This is a genomic window from Escherichia sp. E3659 (assembly GCF_005781135.1).
Classification (GTDB): Bacteria; Pseudomonadota; Gammaproteobacteria; order Enterobacterales; family Enterobacteriaceae; genus Escherichia.
In genome coordinates, this window is the sequence record NZ_VATQ01000006.1 from 241365 (window position 1) to 264710 (window position 23346).

A 23346-nucleotide genomic window follows, 5' to 3' on the forward strand; every position below is an offset into this window, starting at 1 on the left:
CATTACGCGCTGGTGTCGGCTGGTGGTACTATCGTCGCCATTCGTTTAAGTAATTGTCTTAATTATGTTAACTCGCCTCCTTTTCAGAACCAGGCCTCGTCAGGGTACTGATATACTGGGATGCGACACAGAAATATGAACACGTTCAATACACGAACAGTCCAGGAGAATTTAAATGGCTGCCATTAATACGAAAGTCAAAAAAGCCGTTATCCCCGTTGCGGGATTAGGAACCAGGATGTTGCCGGCGACGAAAGCTATCCCGAAAGAGATGCTGCCGCTTGTCGATAAGCCATTAATTCAATACGTCGTGAATGAATGTATTGCGGCTGGCATTACTGAAATTGTGCTGGTCACTCACTCATCTAAAAACTCTATTGAAAACCATTTCGATACCAGTTTTGAACTGGAAGCGATGCTGGAAAAACGTGTAAAACGCCAGTTGCTTGATGAAGTGCAGTCCATTTGTCCACCACACGTGACTATTATGCAAGTTCGTCAGGGACTGGCGAAAGGTTTGGGACACGCAGTATTGTGTGCCCATCCGGTAGTTGGTGATGAACCTGTGGCTGTTATTTTGCCTGACGTTATTCTGGATGAATATGAATCCGATTTATCGCAGGATAACCTTGCAGAGATGATTCGTCGCTTTGATGAAACTGGCCACAGCCAGATAATGGTGGAGCCTGTTGCTGATGTGACGGCATATGGTGTTGTGGATTGCAAAGGTGTGGATTTAGCGCCTGGCGAAAGTGTACCGATGGTCGGTGTGGTAGAAAAACCGAAAGCAGATGTAGCGCCGTCTAATCTTGCTATTGTCGGCCGTTATGTTCTCAGTGCTGATATTTGGCCGCTGCTGGCAAAAACCCCTCCGGGAGCAGGTGATGAAATTCAGCTCACCGACGCGATTGATATGCTGATCGAAAAAGAAACGGTTGAAGCCTATCATATGAAAGGGAAGAGCCATGACTGCGGTAATAAATTAGGTTACATGCAGGCCTTCGTTGAATACGGTATTCGCCACAACACTCTGGGTACTGAATTTAAAGCCTGGCTTGAAGAAGAGATAGGCATTAAGAAGTAACATCTATCACGATGTTTTCTACGAAACGGCATTGAGTGATCAATGCCGTTTTTTTATAGCGTATTCTTATCAGAGAGTCTTAAAACGGACAATAAAAAATCCCGCCAATGGCGGGATTTTAAGCAAACAGAATCAAGAAAAGATTATTGCTTGATCAGGAAATCGTCGAGGGATTTACCTTGCTCATCCATTGCTTTTTTGATTACAGCTGGAGTACGGCCCTGGCCAGTCCAGGTTTTGGTTTCGCCGTTTTCGTCAACGTAGCTATATTTAGCCGGACGCTGTGCGCGTTTAGCTTTGGTGCCAGATTTAACAGCAGCAATGCTATTCAGCAGTTCGTTCGGGTCAATGCCGTCAGCGATCAGCATTTCACGATATTGCTGCAGTTTACGAGTACGCTCTTCAACTTCAGCAGCAGCTGCGCTTTCTTCTTCGCGACGTTCGTTAACAACAACTTCTAATTTTTCCAGCATTTCTTCCAGCGTTTCAAGTGTACATTCTCTTGCCTGCGCACGAAGAGTACGGATGTTGTTCAGAATTTTAAGTGCTTCGCTCATTGTAGTAATCTCAAACTTATATTGGGGTGGTTTGTTGAGGTAATAATAGAGCCTTAAATTCAGTTGTGCAATAGCCAGGAATGTAAGGAATTCAAAAATGTTCTTTATTTCGTACCGACAATAAATATCTTTTCATAAAATTAGCCAGAAATGACGTGGCATATAGCCCTATTTACATCGATGCTTTCGCATCACTTAAGGTTAAAACTTCCTGATTCATGTCACATTTTATGTGGAGATTAACATGCGCTGGAGCCTTTTCACTCTTGGGTATTAGCCCTGTTTATGAAAATCCCCTATTAAGCGAATGATGAAAAGTAGAACAGTCGCAATAAGTGCAAGGACTTCGTATTGCTCTTTCCTGGAGGTCAACAGGGGTTATTACGTGCGCAACAGGTTAAAGATTGTGAATAGTTACCAAGAGTCATTTACGCGTTTATAACAAGCAAGGCCGTGGTAAAGGTAGCTCTGAAGGATTATGCCAGCCATTCGTAATGGATGACAAATATACTACTTCTGTGCGCACTGTTACGCTGTAAAACTGACGAATTATGATAAACTCCTGCCAACTTTATTTCATATCATTGAGGGCCTGTGGCTGATGGCGCAGCTATATTTCTACTATTCCGCAATGAATGCGGGTAAGTCTACGGCATTGTTGCAATCTTCATACAATTACCAGGAACGCGGTATGCGCACTGTCGTATATACGGCGGAAATTGATGATCGTTTCGGGGCAGGGAAAGTCAGCTCGCGTATAGGTTTGTCATCACCTGCAAAATTATTTAACCAAAATTCATCATTATTTGATGAGATTCGTGCGGAACACGAACAGCAGACAATTCATTGCGTACTTGTTGATGAATGCCAGTTTTTAACCAGACAACAAGTATATGAATTATCGGAGGTTGTCGATCAACTCGATATACCCGTACTTTGTTATGGTTTGCGTACCGATTTTCGCGGTGAATTGTTTGTTGGTAGCCAATACTTACTGGCATGGTCAGACAAACTGGTCGAATTAAAAACTATTTGTTTTTGTGGCCGCAAAGCAAGCATGGTGCTACGTCTTGATCTGGCGGGTAGACCTTATAACGAAGGTGAGCAGGTGGTTATTGGTGGTAATGAGCGTTACGTCTCGGTTTGCCGTAAACACTATAAAGAAGCGTTAGAGATTGGCTCTTTGACGGCGATTCAGGACAATCATCGGCACGACTAATAAATTTTTCTTTACTGACAGGGTGAATAGGGCGCTTTTATCCTGTCAGTCCGTTTTACTAACTTCTTCCGAGTCATCATCCTTTCTCTATTCTTAATCATCACTCAACGTACCACAGAACGATTTTAGTGCGTCGATGCCTCATTACCTACGAGGTAGAGTTATTTGTCGACAATCTCGCTTTGTGCTCGTTTTCCGACAATGCAAACATGATGAATTAATACAGCTGGATTATTTGAGTTTACATAGCCGTTCTTTGTCTGAAACAAAAAAACGGCCCCGAATGGGACCGTTTATGATGTTATACAGAGCTACCGATTAAGCGGATTTTTTCGCTTTTTTCTCTGCTTTAGCCGGAGCTGCTTCTTTAGCAACGGTTGCGCCTTCTACGTAATCACGACCGTAGTAGGTGTCCAGCAGGATCTGTTTCAGCTCGGAGATCAGCGGATAACGCGGGTTAGCGCCGGTGCACTGGTCATCGAATGCATCTTCAGACAGTTTATCAACGTTTGCCAGGAAGTCTGCTTCCTGAACGCCAGCTTCACGGATAGATTTAGGAATACCCAGTTCAGCTTTCAGCGTTTCCAGCCATGCCAGCAGTTTCTCGATCTTAGCAGCAGTACGGTCGCCCGGAGCGCTCAGACCCAGATGGTCTGCAATTTCAGCATAACGACGACGTGCTTGCGGACGGTCGTACTGGCTGAATGCAGTCTGCTTGGTCGGGTTGTCATTCGCGTTGTAGCGGATAACGTTACAAATCAGCAGGGCGTTTGCCAGACCATGCGGAATGTGGAACTGAGAGCCCAGTTTATGTGCCATTGAGTGACATACACCCAGGAAGGCGTTAGCAAACGCGATACCTGCGATAGTTGCCGCACTGTGAACACGTTCACGCGCTACCGGGTTTTTAGACCCTTCGTGGTAGGACGCTGGCAGATATTCTTTCAGCAGTTTCAGCGCCTGCAGAGCCTGACCATCAGAGAACTCAGAAGCCAGTACAGAAACATATGCTTCCATGGCGTGAGTTACTGCGTCCAGACCACCGAAAGCACACAGGGACTTCGGCATATCCATAACCAGGTTGGCGTCAACAATCGCCATATCCGGGGTCAGAGCATAGTCTGCCAGCGGATATTTTTGGCCTGTTGCGTCATCGGTTACAACCGCGAACGGTGTAACTTCAGAACCGGTACCGGAAGTTGTGGTGACTGCGATCATTTTCGCTTTCACGCCCATTTTCGGGAACTTGTAGATACGTTTACGGATGTCCATAAAGCGCAGCGCCAGTTCTTCGAAATGAGTTTCTGGATGTTCGTACATAACCCACATGATCTTCGCGGCATCCATCGGGGAACCACCACCCAGCGCGATAATCACGTCTGGTTTGAAGGAGTTCGCCAGTTCTGCACCTTTACGAACAATGCTCAGAGTCGGGTCAGCTTCAACTTCGAAGAACACTTCAGTTTCTACGCCAGCTGCTTTCAGTACAGAAGTGATCTGGTCAGCATAGCCGTTGTTGAACAGGAAGCGGTCAGTCACGATGAGCGCACGTTTGTGGCCATCAGTAATCACTTCATCCAGCGCGATTGGCAGAGAGCCACGGCGGAAGTAGATAGATTTCGGAAGTTTGTGCCACAACATGTTTTCAGCTCGCTTAGCAACGGTTTTCTTGTTGATCAGGTGTTTCGGACCAACGTTTTCAGAGATGGAGTTACCACCCCAGGAACCACAACCCAGAGTCAGGGAAGGCGCGAGTTTGAAGTTGTACAGGTCACCGATACCGCCCTGAGAAGCCGGGGTATTGATCAGGATACGGGCAGTTTTCATTTTCTGACCGAAGTAAGAAACGCGTGCCGGCTGGTTATCCTGGTCGGTGTACAGGCAAGATGTGTGACCGATACCGCCCATAGCAACCAGTTTCTCTGCTTTCTCTACCGCGTCTTCAAAATCTTTCGCACGGTACATTGCCAGAGTCGGGGACAGTTTTTCATGAGCGAATGGTTCGCTTTCATCAACAACAGTCACTTCACCGATCAGAATCTTAGTGTTTTCTGGTACAGAGAAGCCTGCCAGTTCAGCAATTTTATAAGCTGGCTGACCAACGATAGCTGCGTTCAGCGCGCCATTTTTCAGGATAACGTCCTGAACAGCTTTCAGCTCTTTGCCCTGCAGCATGTAGCCGCCGTGGGTGGCAAAACGCTCACGTACAGCATCATAAACAGAATCAACAACAACAACAGACTGTTCAGAAGCACAGATTACGCCGTTGTCGAAGGTTTTGGACATCAGTACGGATGCAACTGCACGTTTGATATCAGCAGTTTCATCAATAACAACTGGGGTGTTGCCTGCGCCTACACCGATCGCCGGTTTACCGGAGCTGTATGCAGCTTTAACCATGCCTGGACCACCGGTCGCAAGGATCAGGTTAATGTCAGGGTGGTGCATCAGTGCGTTGGAGAGTTCAACAGACGGTTGATCGATCCAGCCAATCAGATCTTTTGGTGCACCAGCAGCAATAGCAGCCTGCAGAACGATATCAGCAGCTTTGTTGGTTGCATCTTTAGCACGCGGGTGTGGTGAGAAAATGATGGCGTTACGGGTCTTCAGGCTAATCAGAGATTTGAAGATAGCGGTTGAAGTCGGGTTAGTTGTTGGAACGATACCGCAGATAATACCGATTGGTTCAGCGATAGTGATGGTACCGAAAGTGTCGTCTTCAGACAGAACACCGCAGGTCTTTTCATCTTTGTAGGCGTTATAGATATATTCAGAAGCAAAGTGGTTTTTGATCACTTTATCTTCAACGATACCCATGCCGGATTCGGCAACGGCCATTTTTGCGAGTGGGATTCGAGCATCTGCGGCAGCCAGAGCGGCGGCGCGGAAGATTTTGTCTACTTGCTCTTGAGTGAAACTGGCATATTCACGCTGGGCTTTTTTTACACGCTCTACGAGTGCGTTAAGTTCAGCGACATTAGTAACAGCCATAATGCTCTCCTGATAATGTTAAACTTTTTTAGTAAATCATCTGCTCGAATACGAGAGTATAGTCAGTGCGATGATGATTTGCTTAACCTTTGAAAATCAAAATCTTACTCGTGCTCACACTCACTGTGATTTACTAAAAGAGTTTAAACATTAGAGTCATTAATCTCTAATGCGTCACTTCCAGGTGGCGTAAGCAAGATTACTCACTTCTGGGTACCGATTAAGTGATCCAGATCAAAATTTCGCGAAGCTGACACCTTTCAGCTCCGCTTTTAGCCATAATAGCTAATAGTTAATAAATTGTAGTATTAATTGTTGGCTACCTTAGCATGTTTTGTACGACTAGATAACAATAATGAATGATAGTAATTTTAGATAGTTAGGAGGTGAAAAATGCTGACAAAAGGCGTATTGTCAGCACGTATTTTTACCCTTGTTTAAAGATAACATTATCCGGCTTTTGCTTCGGAGCTAACCGTGATTCAGACACTTTTTGATTTTCCCGTTTATTTTAAGTTTTTCATCGGGTTATTTGCGCTGGTTAACCCGGTAGGGATCATCCCCGTGTTCATCAGTATGACCAGCTATCAGACTGCGGCAGCGAGAAACAAAACAAATCTGACCGCCAACTTGTCTGTAGCCATTATTTTGTGGATCGCACTGTTTCTCGGCGACACGATTCTGCAACTTTTTGGAATATCTATTGATTCGTTCCGCATCGCAGGCGGCATACTGGTCGTGACAATTGCAATGTCGATGATCAGCGGTAAGCTTGGTGAGGATAAACAGAACAAACAAGAAAAATCAGAAACCGCAATTCGTGAAAGCATTGGCGTTGTACCGCTCGCATTACCTCTGATGGCTGGACCAGGAGCAATCAGTTCAACCATCGTATGGGGAACGCGTTATCACAGCATTGGTTATCTGTTCGGTTTTTTTGTAGCAATCGCGTTGTTCGCTTTATGTTGCTGGGGGTTATTCCGCATGGCACCTTGGCTCGTGAGGGTTCTGCGTCAGACGGGTATCAACGTCATTACCCGGATTATGGGGTTATTGCTAATGGCATTAGGGATTGAATTTATCGTCAATGGTATCAAAGGGATGTTCCCTGGTCTGCTCAATTAATTCCTTTCATATGAAACGGAGTCATGATGCTCCGTTTCTTTCATCATTATTTTTACTGCAACCCAACGCAGTTAACAAAAGAAATAGATAATTTTTTCCCATTTTACAGATGGTTATAAGACTATCCTTATCTGGCGATCCGCATCATCATGTTATTTTCATCACATCATAATCCTGGGCCTTGCTGAAGAATAATTGAAATGATATTAGTAATTCTACTGCCTTTGGCAGAGAAAAGTGCTAAATAGCATTCAATTGTTAAATTATTGTGCGCATTTCTATCGGAACTATAACCGGAAAAGTCAGTATTGTTTTCTGTAGTTCTATCTCTTTGTTTTTAAATTATTTTATTGATTAGATAACGAGGGGTATACGTACTGGTATGGTTAGAAAAGAGAATTGCGTAACAATTTTGCAAAATGTATTGGCGGGCAAGAAGGGCATTTGATACTTTTCGGCCAACCGTTTGGCGATTTTTATTGGCAATGAGAATGATTTGCGATTAAAAGACGCTGCAAAAAATAATGTGTCTCGACAGGGGAGACACAGTAAGAATCGACATAAGGTGGTCATCTGAATCACCAGAATAAATAAAGTCGGTGATAGTAATTAGTAACGATAAAGCAACCTGGCAGCAAAAAGTCTCCGAGCTGTACAGGTATCCTAATCCGGGATTACACATGCTGGTAAAAACCAGTAATTATAATGAGGGAGTCCAAAACACAATGACCAACATCACCAAGAGAAGTTTAGTGGCAGCAGGCGTTCTGGCTGCGCTTATGGCAGGGAATATCGCACTGGCAGCTGATGTACCCGCAGGAGTCACACTAGCGGAAAAACAAACGCTGGTACGCAACAATGGTTCTGAAGTTCAGTCATTAGATCCGCACAAAATTGAAGGGGTTCCTGAGTCTAATATCAGCCGTGACCTGTTTGAAGGTTTGCTGGTTAGCGATCTTGATGGTCATCCGGCCCCTGGCGTGGCTGAATCCTGGGATAACAAAGACGCTAAAGTCTGGACGTTCCACCTGCGTAAAGATGCGAAATGGTCTGACGGCACGCCAGTCACGGCACAAGACTTTGTGTATAGCTGGCAACGTTCTGTTGATCCGAACACCGCTTCTCCCTACGCAAGCTACTTACAATACGGGCATATTGCGGGTATTGATGAAATACTGGAAGGGAAGAAACCAATTACCGATCTCGGTGTTAAAGCCCTCGATGACCACACATTAGAAGTCACCTTAAGTGAACCTGTTCCGTACTTCTATAAGTTACTGGTTCACCCATCTACTTCCCCGGTGCCAAAAGCCGCTATTGAGAAATTTGGCGAAAAATGGACCCAGCCAGGCAATATCGTTACTAACGGCGCCTATACATTAAAAGATTGGGTTGTTAACGAACGTATCGTTCTTGAGCGCAGCCCGACCTACTGGAATAACGCTAAAACGGTAATTAACCAGGTGACCTATTTACCGATCGCTTCTGAAGTCACCGATGTTAACCGCTATCGTAGTGGCGAAATCGATATGACTTATAACAACATGCCGATCGAACTGTTCCAGAAACTGAAAAAAGAAATCCCGAACGAAGTTCACGTTGATCCATACCTGTGCACTTACTATTACGAGATTAACAACCAGAAACCGCCATTCAATGATGTGCGTGTGCGTACCGCACTGAAACTGGGCATGGATCGCGATATCATTGTTAATAAAGTCAAAGCGCAGGGCGATATGCCGGCCTATGGTTACACACCGCCATATACCGATGGCGCAAAACTGACGCAACCAGAATGGTTTGGCTGGAGCCAGGAAAAACGTAACGCAGAAGCGAAAAAACTGCTGGCAGAAGCGGGCTATACCGCAGACAAACCGCTAACGATTAATCTGTTATATAACACGTCCGATCTGCATAAAAAGCTGGCGATTGCCGCCTCTTCACTGTGGAAGAAAAATATCGGCGTGAACGTTAAACTGGTTAACCAGGAATGGAAAACATTCCTCGATACCCGCCATCAGGGTACTTTTGATGTGGCCCGTGCAGGCTGGTGTGCAGACTATAATGAACCAACTTCCTTCCTGAACACCATGTTGTCGAACAGTTCGATGAACACAGCGCATTATAAGAGTCCGGCCTTTGACAGCATTATGGCGGAAACCCTGAAAGCTACAGACGAGGCACAGCGCACGGCGCTGTACACGAAAGCAGAGCAACAGTTGGATAAAGATTCGGCCATTGTTCCGGTTTATTACTACGTGAACGCGCGTCTGGTAAAACCGTGGGTTGGGGGTTATACCGGTAAAGATCCGTTGGATAATACCTACACCCGAAATATGTACATTGTGAAGCACTAATGGCAATGCGTGGGGCAGGTGTATCCTGCTCCACGGTGTCTGCTTTTTATCGCATTACAGAAGGCACAGGCCAGAAGGTACGGCAATGTTAAAATTTATACTACGTCGCTGTCTGGAAGCGATTCCGACGCTATTTATTCTTATTACTATTTCGTTCTTTATGATGCGCCTCGCGCCGGGAAGTCCCTTTACCGGCGAACGTACGTTACCGCCAGAAGTAATGGCCAATATTGAAGCGAAATATCATCTTAATGATCCCATCATGACGCAGTATTTCAGCTATCTGAAACAACTGGCTCATGGCGATTTCGGCCCTTCATTTAAATATAAAGATTATTCGGTCAATGACCTGGTCGCATCCAGTTTTCCCGTTTCAGCAAAACTGGGCGCTGCTGCATTTTTCCTCGCAGTGGTACTGGGCGTTAGTGCTGGCGTTATTGCCGCATTAAAACAAAACACCAAATGGGACTATACCGTCATGGGATTGGCTATGACGGGAGTGGTTATACCAAGCTTTGTCGTTGCGCCATTATTAGTCATGATATTCGCGATCATTTTGCATTGGCTACCGGGCGGTGGCTGGAATGGTGGGGCGCTGAAATTTATGATCCTGCCGATGGTTGCCTTATCACTGGCTTATATCGCCAGTATTGCGCGTATCACCCGTGGATCGATGATTGAAGTTTTACACTCCAACTTCATTCGTACCGCACGCGCGAAAGGTCTGCCCATGCGGCGCATTATTTTCCGCCACGCATTAAAGCCCGCGCTGCTACCGGTGCTTTCTTATATGGGACCCGCATTTGTTGGCATTATCACCGGTTCTATGGTTATCGAAACCATTTACGGTTTGCCGGGCATCGGACAATTGTTTGTTAATGGCGCCTTGAACCGTGACTATTCATTGGTGTTAAGCCTGACCATTCTGGTTGGTGCTTTAACCATTTTGTTCAATGCCATTGTCGATGTGCTATATGCGGTTATCGACCCGAAAATCCGTTACTGATACTGGAGCTCGCGATGATGTTAAGTAAGAAAAACAGCGAGACGCTGGAGAATTTCAGTGAAAAGCTGGAGGTCGAAGGCCGCAGTTTATGGCAGGACGCACGTCGACGTTTTATGCATAACCGTGCAGCAGTGGCCAGTCTGATTGTACTGGTGCTTATTGCACTGTTTGTTATCCTGGCGCCGATGCTCTCGCAATTTGCCTATGACGACACCGACTGGGCGATGATGTCCAGCGCCCCTGATATGGAGTCTGGTCACTACTTTGGTACCGACTCTTCCGGTCGCGATCTGCTGGTGCGCGTTGCAATTGGTGGGCGCATCTCATTAATGGTTGGTGTTGCTGCAGCGTTGGTGGCAGTAGTCGTAGGAACGCTTTACGGTTCACTTTCCGGTTATCTTGGCGGCAAGGTGGATTCCGTAATGATGCGCCTGCTGGAAATCCTCAACTCCTTTCCGTTCATGTTCTTCGTCATTTTGCTGGTGACCTTTTTCGGCCAAAACATCCTGCTGATTTTCGTAGCGATTGGGATGGTTTCCTGGCTGGACATGGCACGTATCGTGCGTGGTCAAACCCTTAGTCTGAAGCGCAAAGAGTTTATTGAGGCGGCACAAGTTGGCGGTGTATCTACGCCCGGCATTGTGATTCGCCACATTGTGCCGAACGTGCTTGGTGTGGTGGTGGTCTATGCCTCTCTGCTGGTACCCAGCATGATCCTCTTTGAGTCTTTTCTTAGCTTCCTGGGACTGGGTACGCAAGAGCCATTAAGTAGTTGGGGCGCATTGCTCAGTGATGGTGCGAACTCGATGGAAGTCTCTCCGTGGTTGCTGCTATTTCCGGCAGGTTTCCTTGTGGTGACACTGTTTTGTTTCAACTTTATCGGCGATGGCTTGCGTGATGCCCTCGACCCGAAAGATCGTTAAGGAGTGCAGCCATGAGCGTAATTGAAACTGCAACCGTGCCGCTCGCACAGCAACAGGCTGACGCACTGCTGAACGTGAAAGATTTGCGAGTGACATTTAGTACCCCGGACGGTGACGTCACGGCGGTCAATGATTTAAATTTTTCCCTGCGTGCCGGGGAAACGCTGGGTATCGTTGGCGAATCGGGCTCCGGTAAGTCGCAAACCGCGTTTGCTTTAATGGGGCTGCTGGCGGCTAACGGACGCATTGGTGGATCGGCAACCTTTAATGGGCGCGAAATCCTCAATCTGCCAGAACGTGAACTTAATAAACTGCGCGCTGAACAAATCTCGATGATTTTTCAGGACCCGATGACCTCGTTAAATCCATACATGCGCGTCGGCGAGCAGTTGATGGAAGTGCTGATGCTGCATAAAAGTATGGGCAAGGCCGAAGCGTTTGAAGAATCGGTACGAATGCTCGATGCGGTGAAAATGCCAGAAGCGCGTAAGCGCATGAAGATGTTCCCTCATGAGTTTTCTGGCGGCATGCGTCAGCGTGTGATGATTGCGATGGCGTTGCTGTGTCGACCTAAATTGCTGATTGCCGATGAACCGACTACTGCGCTGGACGTGACAGTACAGGCGCAGATCATGACGCTATTGAATGAACTGAAGCGGGAATTTAATACTGCCATTATCATGATCACCCACGATCTCGGTGTGGTTGCGGGGATCTGTGACAAAGTTCTGGTGATGTACGCTGGGCGCACGATGGAATATGGCAACGCGCGCGATGTCTTTTATGAACCCGTTCATCCTTATTCTATCGGTTTACTCAATGCGGTGCCGCGTCTTGATGCGGAAGGTGAAACTATGTTGACCATCCCGGGTAACCCGCCAAACCTGCTACGTTTGCCGAAAGGTTGCCCGTTCCAGCCGCGTTGTCCGTATGCGATGGAGATTTGCAGTAGCGCGCCGCCGCTGGAAGAGTTCACGCCAGGCCGACTGCGTGCCTGCTTTAAACCGGTGGAGGAACTGTTATGAATGCTGTAACCGAAGGAAGAAAAGTCCTCCTCGAAATTGCCGATTTGAAAGTGCACTTTGAGATCAAAGATGGCAAACAGTGGTTCTGGCAACCGCCGAAAACCCTTAAGGCCGTTGATGGTGTGACGCTCAGATTATATGAAGGGGAAACGTTGGGCGTCGTAGGGGAATCAGGTTGCGGAAAGTCCACCTTTGCCCGTGCCATCATCGGTTTGGTCAAAGCTACCGACGGTCATGTTGCTTGGTTAGGTAAAGAGTTGCTGGGCATGAAGCCCGATGAATGGCGTGCCGTTCGCAGTGATATTCAGATGATTTTCCAGGACCCGTTGGCATCGCTAAACCCGCGTATGACCATCGGCGAGATCATCGCTGAACCGCTGCGTACCTATCATCCGAAAATGTCACGCCAGGAAGTTCGCGAGCGCGTGAAGGTGATGATGATGAAAGTCGGCTTGCTACCTAACCTGATTAACCGTTATCCGCATGAGTTTTCCGGCGGTCAGTGTCAGCGTATCGGGATTGCGCGTGCACTTATTCTTGAACCGAAGCTGATTATCTGTGACGAACCGGTATCGGCGCTGGACGTGTCAATCCAGGCGCAGGTGGTGAATTTACTCCAGCAGTTGCAACGTGAGATGGGATTGTCATTAATCTTTATCGCTCACGATCTGGCCGTGGTAAAACACATTTCCGATCGCGTGTTGGTGATGTATCTCGGCCATGCGGTAGAGTTGGGGACGTATGATGAGGTCTACCACAATCCGTTGCATCCCTATACCAAAGCATTGATGTCGGCAGTCCCCATTCCAGACCCTGATCTGGAGAAGAATAAATCTATCCAGTTACTGGAAGGGGAATTACCGTCGCCCATCAACCCGCCTTCTGGTTGTGTGTTCCGCACTCGTTGCCCGATTGCCGGTCCGGAGTGTGCCAAAACACGACCTGTGCTGGAGGGGAGTTTCAGGCATGCCGTTTCTTGCCTGAAAGTCGATCCGCTTTAAAAACAAAAAGGGCTGACAGTGGTCAGCCCTTTTTCACGCCAAAAGCGATTATTTATTCCCGCCAGATAATATGGCAAAGTTTGTGATCTTTTTCGCGGCATAACAAAATACGGGCGAAAATATCGTTGATTTCGCCATCTTCACTGTCTGCCAGACCAATCACCACTTCGGCAAAAAAGTCCGGGTTCAAGTCGAAATCAACATGTTCCTGCCAGTCTTCCGCCGGATCAAATAACTCTGCACCACCGCGCTCTTCAAACTGCAGATTGAACAACAGAACATCAGCCGGATCGAGATTATCAGCGGCCAGTTCGAGAAAAATATCGTAGGCCTGCTCAAGCGTTTCATCTTCAGTCAGGCGATTGTTTAAATCCATATCCATAGTCACTACCTGTTTAATCTCTGTTGGCGACGTTTTACAGCAACGGGCTGAAGAAGTAAAACAGTCGCTCGGCGACACGTTGCCAGAGTGGACGTTTTAACCACAGCCGCGCATCGAGCAGACGCGAACGAGAAATATAGTCGTCCTGAACGGCAGCCAGATCGGCACCAAAACCTTTATCGTCGATAGCCAGCGTGATTTCAAAATTCAGCCACAGACTACGCATGTCGAGGTTAACGGTGCCAACCAGACTTAATTCGCCATCGACCAGCACGCTCTTGGTATGCAGTAACCCACCTTCAAACTGATAAATCTTAACCCCAGCAGCAAGTAGTTCTGTAAAGAATGCGCGACTGGCCCAGCCTACCAGCATTGAGTCATTTTTCCTCGGCAAAATAATACTGACATCAACCCCGCGTTGCGCCGCCGTGCAGATTGCGTGAAGTAAGTCATCGCTGGGAACGAAGTAGGGCGTCGTCATGATTAAATATTCACGAGCTGAATAGGCTGCAGTCAGCAAAGCCTGGTGGATCAGGTCTTCCGGGAATCCAGGGCCGGAAGCGATGGTATGAATCGTATGACCGCTGGCCTGCTCGAACGGCATAATATTGACATCAGGCGGTGGTGGTAAAATACGTTTTCCCGTCTCAATCTCCCAGTCGCAAGAGTAGATAATTCCCATCGCGGTGGCGATAGGGCCTTCCATGCGAGCCATTAGATCAATCCATTGTCCTACGCCCGCATCCTGTTTGAAGAAGCGCGGATCGACCATATTCATGCTACCGGTGTAGGCGATGTAGTTATCGATCATGATCATCTTGCGGTGCTGGCGCAGGTCCATGCGGCGTAAGAATACGCGCATCAGGTTAACCTTTAAGGACTCGACCACTTCGATACCGGCATTTCGCATTAACTCTGGCCACGGGCTACGGAAAAAAGCAACACTCCCCGCAGAGTCGAGCATTAATCGGCAATGAATACCGCGTCGTGCTGCGGCCATCAAAGATTCTGCCACCTGGTCTGCCATACCGCCTGGTTGCCAGATATAAAACACCATCTCAATGTTATGACGAGCGAGTTGAATGTCGCGGATTAACGCCTGCATCACATCATCAGACTCGGTCATCAGTTGCAGTTGGTTACCCTTGACCCCGGCGATCCCCTGACGACGCTCACAGAGCTTGAATAACGGTCCAGCGACGCTGCTATTTTCTTCAGCAAAAATATGCTTACAGGCTTTAAGATCGTTAAGCCATTTCGCCGTGGAAGGCCACATCGCTCTGGCGCGTTCGGCACGGCGTTTGCCTAAATGGAGTTCGCCAACGGCCAGATAAGCAATAATTCCGACCAACGGCAGAATGTAAATGATCAACAGCCAGGCCATGGCGGAGGGAACTGCGCGTCGTTTCATTAGAATGCGTAAAGTTACGCCTGCAATGAGCAACCAGTATCCCAGAATGGCCAACCAACTCACCAACGTATAAACGGTTGTCATAGATTAGAAATCCTTTTGAAAGCGCATTGTTATGAGTTTACGCATATGGATTCATCTGGCAAATAAAAACGCGGTAAAAGCACTGGTCAGCGTCGGGACCGGGGGTATAATGACCGCTCTGTTATTGCATAGAGTAGTTAACATGAAGCGGAGTAGAACGGAAGTGGGGCGCTGGCGCATGCAGCGTCAGGCTAGCCGACGGAAATCGCGTTGGCTTGAGGGGCAGTCACGCCGAAATATGCGTATCCACAGCATCAGGAAGTGCCTTCTAAACAAACAGCGAAACTCGTTATTGTTTGCGATCTACAATATCTAAATGTTCTGGGCACCAACGCGGTGCCCATTAAGATTATCTTTCCGCCGTTAAAATCTATTTTTGCGCAGATTCATTGTTGTCAGTTTTGGCTTCGTCGTCATTGTTATCGCTGAAAATACCATGCCCGGAGTTCAGCAACATCGAGACGAGCATATCATTATTAATTTCTTCCCCATTGAGAATACGCGCCAGTATCTCGCTACCAAATAGCTGCGGTGAAAGAATAATATCCGGATGCACCATCTTAATCTTATTCAGGTTTTTGCTATCACTAACGGCAAGCACGGTTTTAACATCTTTGCTCATATCTTTCGCCGACAGAACGACAAAAGCATTATCGGCGTCATTATCACTTAACGCCAGAATAGCCCGACAGTGATCAATTCCCGCTTTTTTTAGTACTGAACTGTCATTGCTGTCACCGGGGATAACATCGGCATTGTCACCGAGTCTTTGTTCAAGCTGTTTTATATCATCCTCTGGCAGGTTGCTGATAACCGTGACGTTTTGTCCGCGTTGATTCAGTTGCAGAATCGTGTTGATTGCCAGAATGGAATGCCCGCAAACAATAAAGTGATCTTTACGACGCATTGTATGATTGTTTCCTTTCACAAGTTTATTGAATCCTCCGCGGATAAGCGGGCCGAAAATCGAGGTCATGGAGGTGGCAAAAACGGTAATACCGGAAATAATGACCGAAATAGTAAACAGGCGCGCTGATTCAGAAACCGGGACGATATCGCCGTAGCCCACGGTTGACATAGTTTCTATCGAAAAATAGAACGCGGTCATTAGACTCTCTATTCGCGGATTAAAACCTTCGCTTAAATAAAGTGCGCCGTAGGTAGAGTAAAACAGTAACGTCGTAAAACTAATAAAAGCAAAAATTGTCCCGGCTGCAGCACTACTGTGAGAGAAGTCTTTACGCAGCACCAACAAAATTATCAAGGTAAAGATGCAAAAACCAATGCTGAATTTAAGCCAGGGATAAAAGTGCAGGGTGTAAATCAGCGTTATCAGCAATAAAATGATACTGATAGCCCATGCCAGCTTTGCCCGAAATAGCAAGCCGATCGAGTTCAAAACAAGAAAGACGCCGAGCATAAACAGTGGCGCATTGGCCAGCAAGGAGAGGTCAAGTTCTGAAAACGCCTGGATATGGAAAATATCGAGCAGATTGACCGACATGCCATAAATTGTTTTAAAAATAAGCAATCCATTTGAAAGGACCGCTAGCGCGATAACATCGTGCCGCAGGGTCACCCATAAATTTACCGCTGTTTGCTTGAATGTAGCCCAGTGACTCACTGATACCTCTGTAACCACAATTTTGTTTAATTATCTTCACGCGTACAGAATGTGAAAAACATGCGTCACGTGAATGTGTTAAACCATAGTAGATGACTTTATCCGCAGCAATCAAAGGTTTTGATTGATCAAAACCGAGTCAGACAGAGAAATTTTGTCATTTTTAGACGGAGATGCCGAGGGTATATAGGGAGATACAGATAAAGTTATTATCTGTTTGTTGTGGTGGATTGGGGGCATCGGTAAATATAAAGAAAAAACAAGAGCACGGTTTCTGTCACCGCGCCCCTGGATGTTGATATTCAGAACACTTTCTTAAACGGTTTCACGGAAACTTGCTCATAGACTCCCGCTGCCACGTACGGATCGGCATCTGCCCAGGCCTGGGCTGCTTCCAGCGATTCAAATTCAGCAATAACGGTTGAGCCAGTAAATCCTGCGGCGCCTGGATCGTTACTGTCTACCGCTGGCATTGGACCGGCGGTCAGCAGACGCCCTTCATCATGCAGTAACTGCAAACGCGCTAAATGTGCCGGACGAACGGAAAGGCGCTTTTCGAGGCTATCGGCTTTGTCTTGAGCGTAAATAACATACAACACGGGCACAACTCCTTGTTCGGAAAAGTTATAAAGTACGTTATTTGAAAGGGCGAAGATCTGCAACGGAAAGATGATGTCTTTGTTAAGGCGTCACTAAAAGTAAGGTTAACAGCGCCAAAAATTGCGTTTTCACTGATCCTGATCGCCTTGCCTTATTGAATATGATTGCTATTTGCATTTAAAATCGAGGCCTGGTTTTTTTACTGAAACGATTATGACTTCAATGACCCTTGATTTACCTCGCCGCTTCCCCTGGCCGACGTTACTTTCTGTCTGCATTCATGGTGCTGTTGTGGCGGGTCTACTCTATACCTCGGTACATCAGGTTATTGAACTACCTGCGCCCGCGCAGCCGATTTCTGTCACCATGGTTGCCCCGGCCGAACTTGAGCCGCCACAAGCCGTTCAACCGCCGCCGGAACCAGTGGTGGAGCCAGAACCAGAGCCTGAGCCGATACCAGAACCGCCAAAAGAAGCTCCGGTAGTCATTGAAAAGCCGAAGCCGAAACCTAAGCCAAAACCGAAGCCGGTGAAAAAGGTTCAGGAGCAGCCGAAACGCGATGTCAAACCGGTAGAGTCACGTCCGGCGTCACCGTTTGAAAATACGGCACCAGCTCGCCCGACATCAAGTACGGCAACGGCTGCAACCAGCAAACCGGTCACAAGTGTCGCGTCTGGTCCACGGGCATTAAGCCGTAATCAGCCGCAGTATCCGGCGCGCGCGCAGGCACTACGCATTGAAGGGCAGGTTAAAGTTAAATTTGACGTCACACCGGATGGTCGCGTGGATAACGTACAAATTCTTTCAGCCAAACCGGCGAACATGTTTGAGCGCGAAGTGAAAAACGCGATGCGCAGATGGCGTTATGAGCCGGGCAAACCCGGAAGTGGGATTGTGGTGAATATCCTGTTTAAAATTAACGGCACCACCGAAATTCAATAACCTGAAAATCAAAAGCCTCCAACCTGGAGGCTTTTGACTATTACTCTACAGGTAAGGCACGAGGCTTTCCTTCAGGGTCGACGGCAACATACTTAAATAACGCTTCCGTCGCTTTATAGCGCTGCCCAATCGGTTCAGACGCCACTTTTTTCACCCATACTTCAATATTAATGCTGACTGATGTCGTCCCTTTTTGGAGACAGCGCGCATAGCAGCACACCACATCACCAACCGCAACTGGTCGTAAGAAAGTCATTCCTTCAACCCGCACGGTCACGACGCGACCGTGGGCAATTTCTTTTGCCAGAATGGCACCGCCAATATCCATCTGCGACATCAACCAACCACCAAAGATATCGCCATTGGCATTGGTATCGGCAGGCATGGCTAAAGTACGTAAAACAAGATCGCCCTGAGGGACGTTAGGTGTTGTAGACATGGTAAAACCGACATAAAAGGAAAATCACAGGCGCGATGCTACTATGATTTTCCAAATGAGAACAGAGGATATGCAGCGCCGGCCCCGAAGGGCCGGCAGACAGATTATGATTTATCTTCCTGAGGCATATGGCGGTAGATATAAATACCGCTTAACAGTGTGAAGATTAAGGTGAGGGCGGTCAGACCGAACACTTTGAAGTTGACCCAAATATTTTGCGGTAGCCAGAATGCGATGTAGATATTCGCCAGCCCACAAAGAATAAAGAAGACTGCCCATGCCAGGTTCAGCTTCGACCATACTGGCTGCGGTAGAGTGAGTTCTTTACCCAGCATCCGCTGAATCAGAGGTTTTTTCATTACCCATTGGCTAACCAACAAAGCACCCGCAAACAGAGCGTAGATGACAGTGACCTTCCATTTAATAAACTCATCATTGTGGAAGAACAGCGTCAGACCACCGAAAACGACCACCAGAACGAAGGTGATCAGGGCCATCTTCTCAACTTTCCGGAAGCGAACCCAGCTATAAATAAGCACAATCGCCGTGGCGACGATGAGCGCCGCAGTTGCCGCATAGATGTCATAAATTTTGTAGAACGCGAAGAAGACAACCAGCGGTAAAAAATCAAGAAACTGCTTCATTTTACGATTCCGTAATCAAATACTTCAGGTTATTGGCGAATCAACATGTACAGGCGGAACAGATAGATAAGCAATACGGCTGAAATCAGGTTGCTTAAAGTATTAGCCAGTACGGCACCAATTTCCGGGGTTAATGCGGCAAACGAAGAGGCAAACAGCAGCAACAGTGTTTTTGCCAGTAACCAGCTTAGTACTGCAGGTGCCACCAGACGCATATTCGCCCATGTCAGCCGCATACTGCTGCGCATAGAGGCGAAAACGCCCATTTTATCCTGCACCAACATCACCGGCGCCAGTACCAGTAAAATGGCCATTAAAATTCCCGGAACGACCACCAGCATGATGCCAATCTGTACTAAAAGGGTAGTCAGAAAAATCAGAATAAATAACTTTGGCAATATCGGCGCACTGGCACCAATAGCGCGTAGCGCACTGACTCTCTGACCCGCGGACACCAGTTGGATGATTAATATTACGCCTCCGGCGAGTATGGCGTTACCGATTAATCCTGAAAAAGTGGACGCAGCGGAAGCACGCAGCAAAATTTGTTGCTGTTCCGGGGACATATTTTGCACCAGATCGAACAACCCACCGCCGCCACTAACGGGCGCGCCGTCATTGAGCTGCGCAAGCTGTGCGTCACTGGGTGAGAAAACATGTCCTAACACCACTGTGATAAATGCACAAAGCAACGATACCAACAGAATGGTCATAAATTGATTACGGAAGAAATTTCCGGTGTCACGGTATACGGACTGCGCCGTGATAGACATGCACTCTCCTTGAGTTTTATGCAGGTGTTAATTAGCGGGCAATTGTACCCTGGTTATCCCTTCAGTGGCAGCATCACGACTTGTATGGAAAAGCATATCTTTGTAAAGCGCAGGTAATCCACAGCGTGCGTGGGTGCGATCACAGGATCTATTGCTTTCTCCGGACACGACAAATTCCTGACAAGCAGAAGGGCTGTATGCATAAATACCGCAACTTACCGCCTGCTTAAAAGGCCAATAAGGTAGCAAAAGAATACTTTCGGAGATGAAAAGCATTCAAATTGATTTGAATCACATTAACCAGGATTTGCGATACAACTTCTAAATTAATCCAGATCAATAAATGGTCATTTAGCGAATGTAATGTGATCTATGTAGGATCATTTGTTACTCCAATGTGGGTATATTCGTCACGTTTTTATAACCATAACGACGGAGCGAACATGAAAAAATTAACAGTGGCGGCATTGGCAGTAACAACTCTTCTCTCTGGCACAGCCTTTGCGCATGAAGCAGGCGAGTTTTTCATTCGTGCAGGTTCGGCAACGGTGCGTCCAACGGAAGGCGCGGATGGAACTCTGGGAAGTCTGGGTGGCTTTAGCGTGACCAATAACACCCAACTGGGCCTGACCTTCACTTATATGGCGACCGATAACATTGGTGTGGAATTGCTGGCGGCATCTCCGTTTCGTCATAAGGTTGGCACAGCCACAACCGGGGATATTGCGACAGTCCACCATTTACCGCCAACACTGATGGCACAATGGTATTTTGGCGATTCCGGCAGTAAATTCCGTCCTTACATTGGTGCGGGTATTAACTACACCACCTTTTTTAATAATGACTTCAATGACACCGGTGAAGGTCTTGGTTTATCCGACCTTAGTCTGAAAGATTCATGGGGTGTGGCAGGACAAGTCGGTGTGGATTATCTCATCAACCGTGACTGGTTGCTGAATATGTCGGTCTGGTACATGGATATCGACACTGAGGTGAAATATAAATCCAACGGCGCAGTGCTGCCAGCAGGACATTACTCTGACAATGTCCGCCTTGATCCGTGGGTATTTATGTTCTCTGCGGGTTATCGTTTTTAATTATTTGCCCGTCAATAAACCGCCAGATGTTTTCTGGCGGTTTGTCTCGTATTAACTGCGCGTCGCCGCTTTCATCGGTTGTACAAAAGCTTTCAGTGCTTCCAGCATTTTCTCTGGCTGATTAATATGTTGCTCGATGATTTTAACAATGGCCGAACCAGAAATCGCGCCTGCGGCCCCTGCATCAATCGCTGCTTTTACCTGGTCTGGGGCGGAAATGCCAAAGCCCTGCAATGGAGGCGCAGCATTGTATTCTTTCAGCTTCGTGACCAGATGATTGAGCGGTAATGCCGCGCGGTTTTCCGCTCCGGTCACGCCCGCACGCGACAGTAAATAGGTGTAACCACGACCGTAAGAGGCAATCTGGCGCAGCAAGTCGTCATCGGCATTTGGCGGGCAGATAAAGATAGGTGCTACGTTATGGCGCAACGCGGCCTGGCGGAAGGGCGCGGACTCTTCCACTGGCACGTCGGCAACCAGCACCGAATCGACGCCGACTTTCTCGCACTGGGCGTAAAACTCATCAATGCCTTTGTTAAACACCAGGTTGGCATACATCAAAAGGCCGATGGGAATGGTCGGGTGCTTCTGGCGAATCAGTGCCAGCATCTCAAAGCACTGCGCCGGGGTCACACCCGCCGCAAAGGCACGCAGTGTAGCGTTTTGAATCGTCGGGCCATCTGCCAGTGGGTCGGAGAAGGGGATGCCTAGCTCCAAAGCATCAGCACCTGCTTCGATCAACGTATCGATAATTTTCAGCGACTGCTCTACGCCCGGATCACCGAGTGTGACGAAAGGAACAAATGCGCCTTCTTTGCGCTCCTTCAACTGGGCAAACAGAGATTCGTAGCGTTCCATCAGATTTCCCCTCGTGCTTTCAAAATATCGTGAACGGTGAAGATGTCTTTATCGCCGCGACCGGAAAGGTTAACCACCAGTAGCTGCTCTTTTTCCGGGTTTTCGCGCATCATTTTCAGCGCATGGGCCAGGGCGTGGGAGGATTCCAGCGCCGGGATAATCCCTTCGTGCAGGCACAGCGTTTTGAAGGCTTCCAGTGCTTCATCATCGGTAATTGACACGTAATCAGCGCGTCCAGTGCTGTTGAGATACGCGTGTTGTGGGCCGACGGACGGGAAATCCAGCCCGGCAGAGATGGAGTAAGATTCTTCAATCTGCCCATCTTCGGTCTGCATCATCGGCGCTTTCATACCGAAATAAATGCCCACGCGACCATGTTTTAATGGTGCGCCGTGCTCGCCGGTTTCGATACCGTGACCACCAGGCTCTACGCCAATCAGGCCGACGTCGGTTTCATTGATGAAATCTGCAAACATGCCGATGGCATTCGAACCGCCGCCAACACAAGCGATAACGGCATCCGGCAGACGGCCTTCTCTTTCCAGAATCTGCGCTTTCGTTTCTTCGCCAATCATCCGCTGAAACTCACGCACAATGGTCGGGTAAGGATGCGGGCCAGCTGCGGTGCCCAGCATATAGTGCGCGGTTTCATAACTGCCGGACCAGTCGCGTAGCGCCTCGTTACAGGCATCTTTCAGCGTCGCGGAACCGCTATGCACCGGGATCACTTCCGCACCCATTAAACGCATACGAAAAACGTTAGGCGACTGGCGTTCAACGTCTTTGGCACCCATATAAATACGGCATTTTAGGCCGAGCAGGGCGCTGGCAAGTGCCGAGGCCACGCCATGCTGACCGGCACCGGTTTCGGCGATGATTTCGGTTTTACCCATCCGCTTCGCCAGTAAAGCCTGCCCCAGCACCTGGTTAGTTTTATGCGCGCCGCCGTGCAGCAAATCTTCACGCTTCAGATACAGCGTGGTGTTCGTGCCAGCCGTAATGTTCTGGCATTTGGTCAGCGCGGTTGGGCGCCCGGCATAGTTTTTCAGCAGGTCGTTGAACTGGGCCTGAAATTCAGGATCTTTTTGCGCGCTGACAAAAGCTTCTTCCAGCTGGCGCAGAGCAGGCATCAGGATTTGTGGCACGTACATGCCGCCAAACTCACCAAAATACGGGTTAAGTAATGTTGTCATTGTTCCTTTCC

The 23346-nt window shown here is 47.8% G+C and carries 22 protein-coding genes and 1 pseudogene; 11 read left to right on the plus strand and 12 right to left on the minus strand.

Annotated features, from left to right (window positions below; all coding sequences use genetic code 11):
• Nucleotides 1-175 precede the first annotated feature (175 nt).
• Nucleotides 176-1084 (plus strand): UTP--glucose-1-phosphate uridylyltransferase GalU, encoded by a 909-nt coding sequence (galU, locus tag FEK47_RS06535; RefSeq protein WP_130208896.1) that lies wholly within the window; start codon nt 176-178, stop codon nt 1082-1084.
• A gap of 143 nt (nt 1085-1227) precedes the next feature.
• Here the strand turns inward: galU and hns are convergent, their stop codons facing one another.
• Nucleotides 1228-1641: a histone-like nucleoid-structuring protein H-NS gene (hns, locus tag FEK47_RS06540; RefSeq protein ID WP_105289150.1), complete on the minus strand. Its 414-nt coding sequence runs from the start codon at nt 1639-1641 to the stop codon at nt 1228-1230.
• 601 nt (nt 1642-2242) lie between these two features.
• Here hns and tdk point away from each other — a divergent pair.
• On the plus strand, nt 2243-2860 hold the full coding sequence (tdk, locus tag FEK47_RS06545) for a thymidine kinase (protein WP_130208894.1): 618 nt from the start codon (nt 2243-2245) through the stop codon (nt 2858-2860).
• A 318-nt stretch (nt 2861-3178) separates the two neighbouring features.
• Here the strand turns inward: tdk and adhE are convergent, their stop codons facing one another.
• On the minus strand, nt 3179-5851 hold the full coding sequence (adhE, locus tag FEK47_RS06550; RefSeq protein WP_130216022.1) for a bifunctional acetaldehyde-CoA/alcohol dehydrogenase: 2673 nt from the start codon (nt 5849-5851) through the stop codon (nt 3179-3181).
• A gap of 477 nt (nt 5852-6328) precedes the next feature.
• Here adhE and ychE point away from each other — a divergent pair, with 477 nt between their 5' ends.
• The 6 genes from ychE (at nt 6329) to oppF (ending at nt 13288) form a co-directional block, all read left to right on the plus strand.
• Nucleotides 6329-6976, plus strand: a complete 648-nt coding sequence (gene ychE, locus FEK47_RS06555) for an NAAT family transporter YchE (RefSeq protein ID WP_135486203.1) — start codon at nt 6329-6331, stop codon at nt 6974-6976.
• A 725-nt stretch (nt 6977-7701) separates the two neighbouring features.
• Nucleotides 7702-9333, plus strand: a complete 1632-nt coding sequence (gene oppA, locus FEK47_RS06560) for an oligopeptide ABC transporter substrate-binding protein OppA (RefSeq protein ID WP_135486202.1) — start codon at nt 7702-7704, stop codon at nt 9331-9333.
• Between the two features lie 85 nt (nt 9334-9418).
• On the plus strand, nt 9419-10339 hold the full coding sequence (oppB, locus tag FEK47_RS06565) for an oligopeptide ABC transporter permease OppB (protein ID WP_001516507.1): 921 nt from the start codon (nt 9419-9421) through the stop codon (nt 10337-10339).
• Between the two features lie 14 nt (nt 10340-10353).
• Nucleotides 10354-11262: an oligopeptide ABC transporter permease OppC gene (gene oppC, locus FEK47_RS06570; RefSeq protein WP_000979659.1), complete on the plus strand. Its 909-nt coding sequence runs from the start codon at nt 10354-10356 to the stop codon at nt 11260-11262.
• Between the two features lie 11 nt (nt 11263-11273).
• Complete coding sequence (oppD, locus tag FEK47_RS06575; RefSeq protein ID WP_135486201.1) at nt 11274-12287, plus strand: murein tripeptide/oligopeptide ABC transporter ATP-binding protein OppD; 1014 nt, start codon at nt 11274-11276, stop codon at nt 12285-12287.
• Entirely contained in the window at nt 12284-13288 is a 1005-nt protein-coding gene (oppF, locus tag FEK47_RS06580) for a murein tripeptide/oligopeptide ABC transporter ATP-binding protein OppF (RefSeq protein WP_130222797.1), read from the plus strand. Before oppD ends, oppF begins: the two co-directional genes overlap by 4 nt.
• Before the next feature lie 52 nt (nt 13289-13340).
• Here the strand turns inward: oppF and FEK47_RS06585 are convergent, their stop codons facing one another.
• Nucleotides 13341-13670, minus strand: a complete 330-nt coding sequence (locus FEK47_RS06585) for an HI1450 family dsDNA-mimic protein (RefSeq protein WP_000366958.1) — start codon at nt 13668-13670, stop codon at nt 13341-13343.
• Between the two features lie 34 nt (nt 13671-13704).
• Nucleotides 13705-15165, minus strand: coding sequence for a cardiolipin synthase (gene cls, locus FEK47_RS06590; protein ID WP_130208884.1), 1461 nt, complete (start codon nt 15163-15165; stop codon nt 13705-13707).
• A 142-nt stretch (nt 15166-15307) separates the two neighbouring features.
• Here cls and FEK47_RS06595 point away from each other — a divergent pair, with 142 nt between their 5' ends.
• On the plus strand, nt 15308-15481 hold the full coding sequence (locus FEK47_RS06595; RefSeq protein ID WP_122983112.1) for a YciY family protein: 174 nt from the start codon (nt 15308-15310) through the stop codon (nt 15479-15481).
• 54 nt (nt 15482-15535) lie between these two features.
• On the opposite strand, the gene kch is transcribed toward FEK47_RS06595, so the two are convergent.
• Together kch and FEK47_RS06605 are read right to left on the minus strand one after the other, a co-directional pair.
• The gene (gene kch, locus FEK47_RS06600) at nt 15536-16789 is read right to left on the minus strand and encodes a voltage-gated potassium channel protein (RefSeq protein ID WP_130222791.1); all 1254 of its coding nucleotides are present in this window, start codon (nt 16787-16789) and stop codon (nt 15536-15538) included.
• Nucleotides 16790-17091: 302 nt separating this feature from the next.
• Nucleotides 17092-17388, minus strand: a complete 297-nt coding sequence (locus FEK47_RS06605) for a YciI family protein (RefSeq protein ID WP_000967596.1) — start codon at nt 17386-17388, stop codon at nt 17092-17094.
• A gap of 223 nt (nt 17389-17611) precedes the next feature.
• Here FEK47_RS06605 and tonB point away from each other — a divergent pair, with 223 nt between their 5' ends.
• Entirely contained in the window at nt 17612-18331 is a 720-nt protein-coding gene (gene tonB / locus FEK47_RS06610) for a TonB system transport protein TonB (protein ID WP_064528843.1), read from the plus strand.
• A gap of 40 nt (nt 18332-18371) precedes the next feature.
• Here the strand turns inward: tonB and yciA are convergent, their stop codons facing one another.
• The 4 genes and pseudogenes from yciA to FEK47_RS25360 all read right to left on the minus strand — a co-directional run.
• A complete protein-coding gene (gene yciA / locus FEK47_RS06615) occupies nt 18372-18770 on the minus strand; it encodes an acyl-CoA thioester hydrolase YciA (RefSeq protein ID WP_130208879.1) in 399 nt (132 codons plus the stop codon).
• A gap of 104 nt (nt 18771-18874) precedes the next feature.
• Entirely contained in the window at nt 18875-19414 is a 540-nt protein-coding gene (locus tag FEK47_RS06620; RefSeq protein WP_000808667.1) for a septation protein A, read from the minus strand.
• Nucleotides 19415-19443: 29 nt separating this feature from the next.
• Complete coding sequence (locus FEK47_RS06625; RefSeq protein ID WP_135486200.1) at nt 19444-20187, minus strand: YciC family protein; 744 nt, start codon at nt 20185-20187, stop codon at nt 19444-19446.
• Nucleotides 20188-20214: 27 nt separating this feature from the next.
• Nucleotides 20215-20429: pseudogene (locus tag FEK47_RS25360) on the minus strand (YkgJ family cysteine cluster protein); the annotation flags it as partial.
• Nucleotides 20430-20630: 201 nt separating this feature from the next.
• On the opposite strand from FEK47_RS25360, the gene ompW reads away from it, so the two are divergent.
• Nucleotides 20631-21284 carry an outer membrane protein OmpW gene (ompW, locus tag FEK47_RS06630; protein WP_135486199.1) on the plus strand — a complete coding sequence of 218 codons (654 nt, stop codon included), beginning with the start codon at nt 20631-20633 and terminating at the stop codon, nt 21282-21284.
• 51 nt (nt 21285-21335) lie between these two features.
• Here the strand turns inward: ompW and trpA are convergent, their stop codons facing one another.
• Nucleotides 21336-22142 carry a tryptophan synthase subunit alpha gene (gene trpA, locus FEK47_RS06635; protein ID WP_138183144.1) on the minus strand — a complete coding sequence of 269 codons (807 nt, stop codon included), beginning with the start codon at nt 22140-22142 and terminating at the stop codon, nt 21336-21338.
• Complete coding sequence (gene trpB / locus FEK47_RS06640) at nt 22142-23335, minus strand: tryptophan synthase subunit beta (protein WP_000209513.1); 1194 nt, start codon at nt 23333-23335, stop codon at nt 22142-22144. Before trpB ends, trpA begins: the two co-directional genes overlap by 1 nt.
• Nucleotides 23336-23346 lie beyond the last annotated feature (11 nt).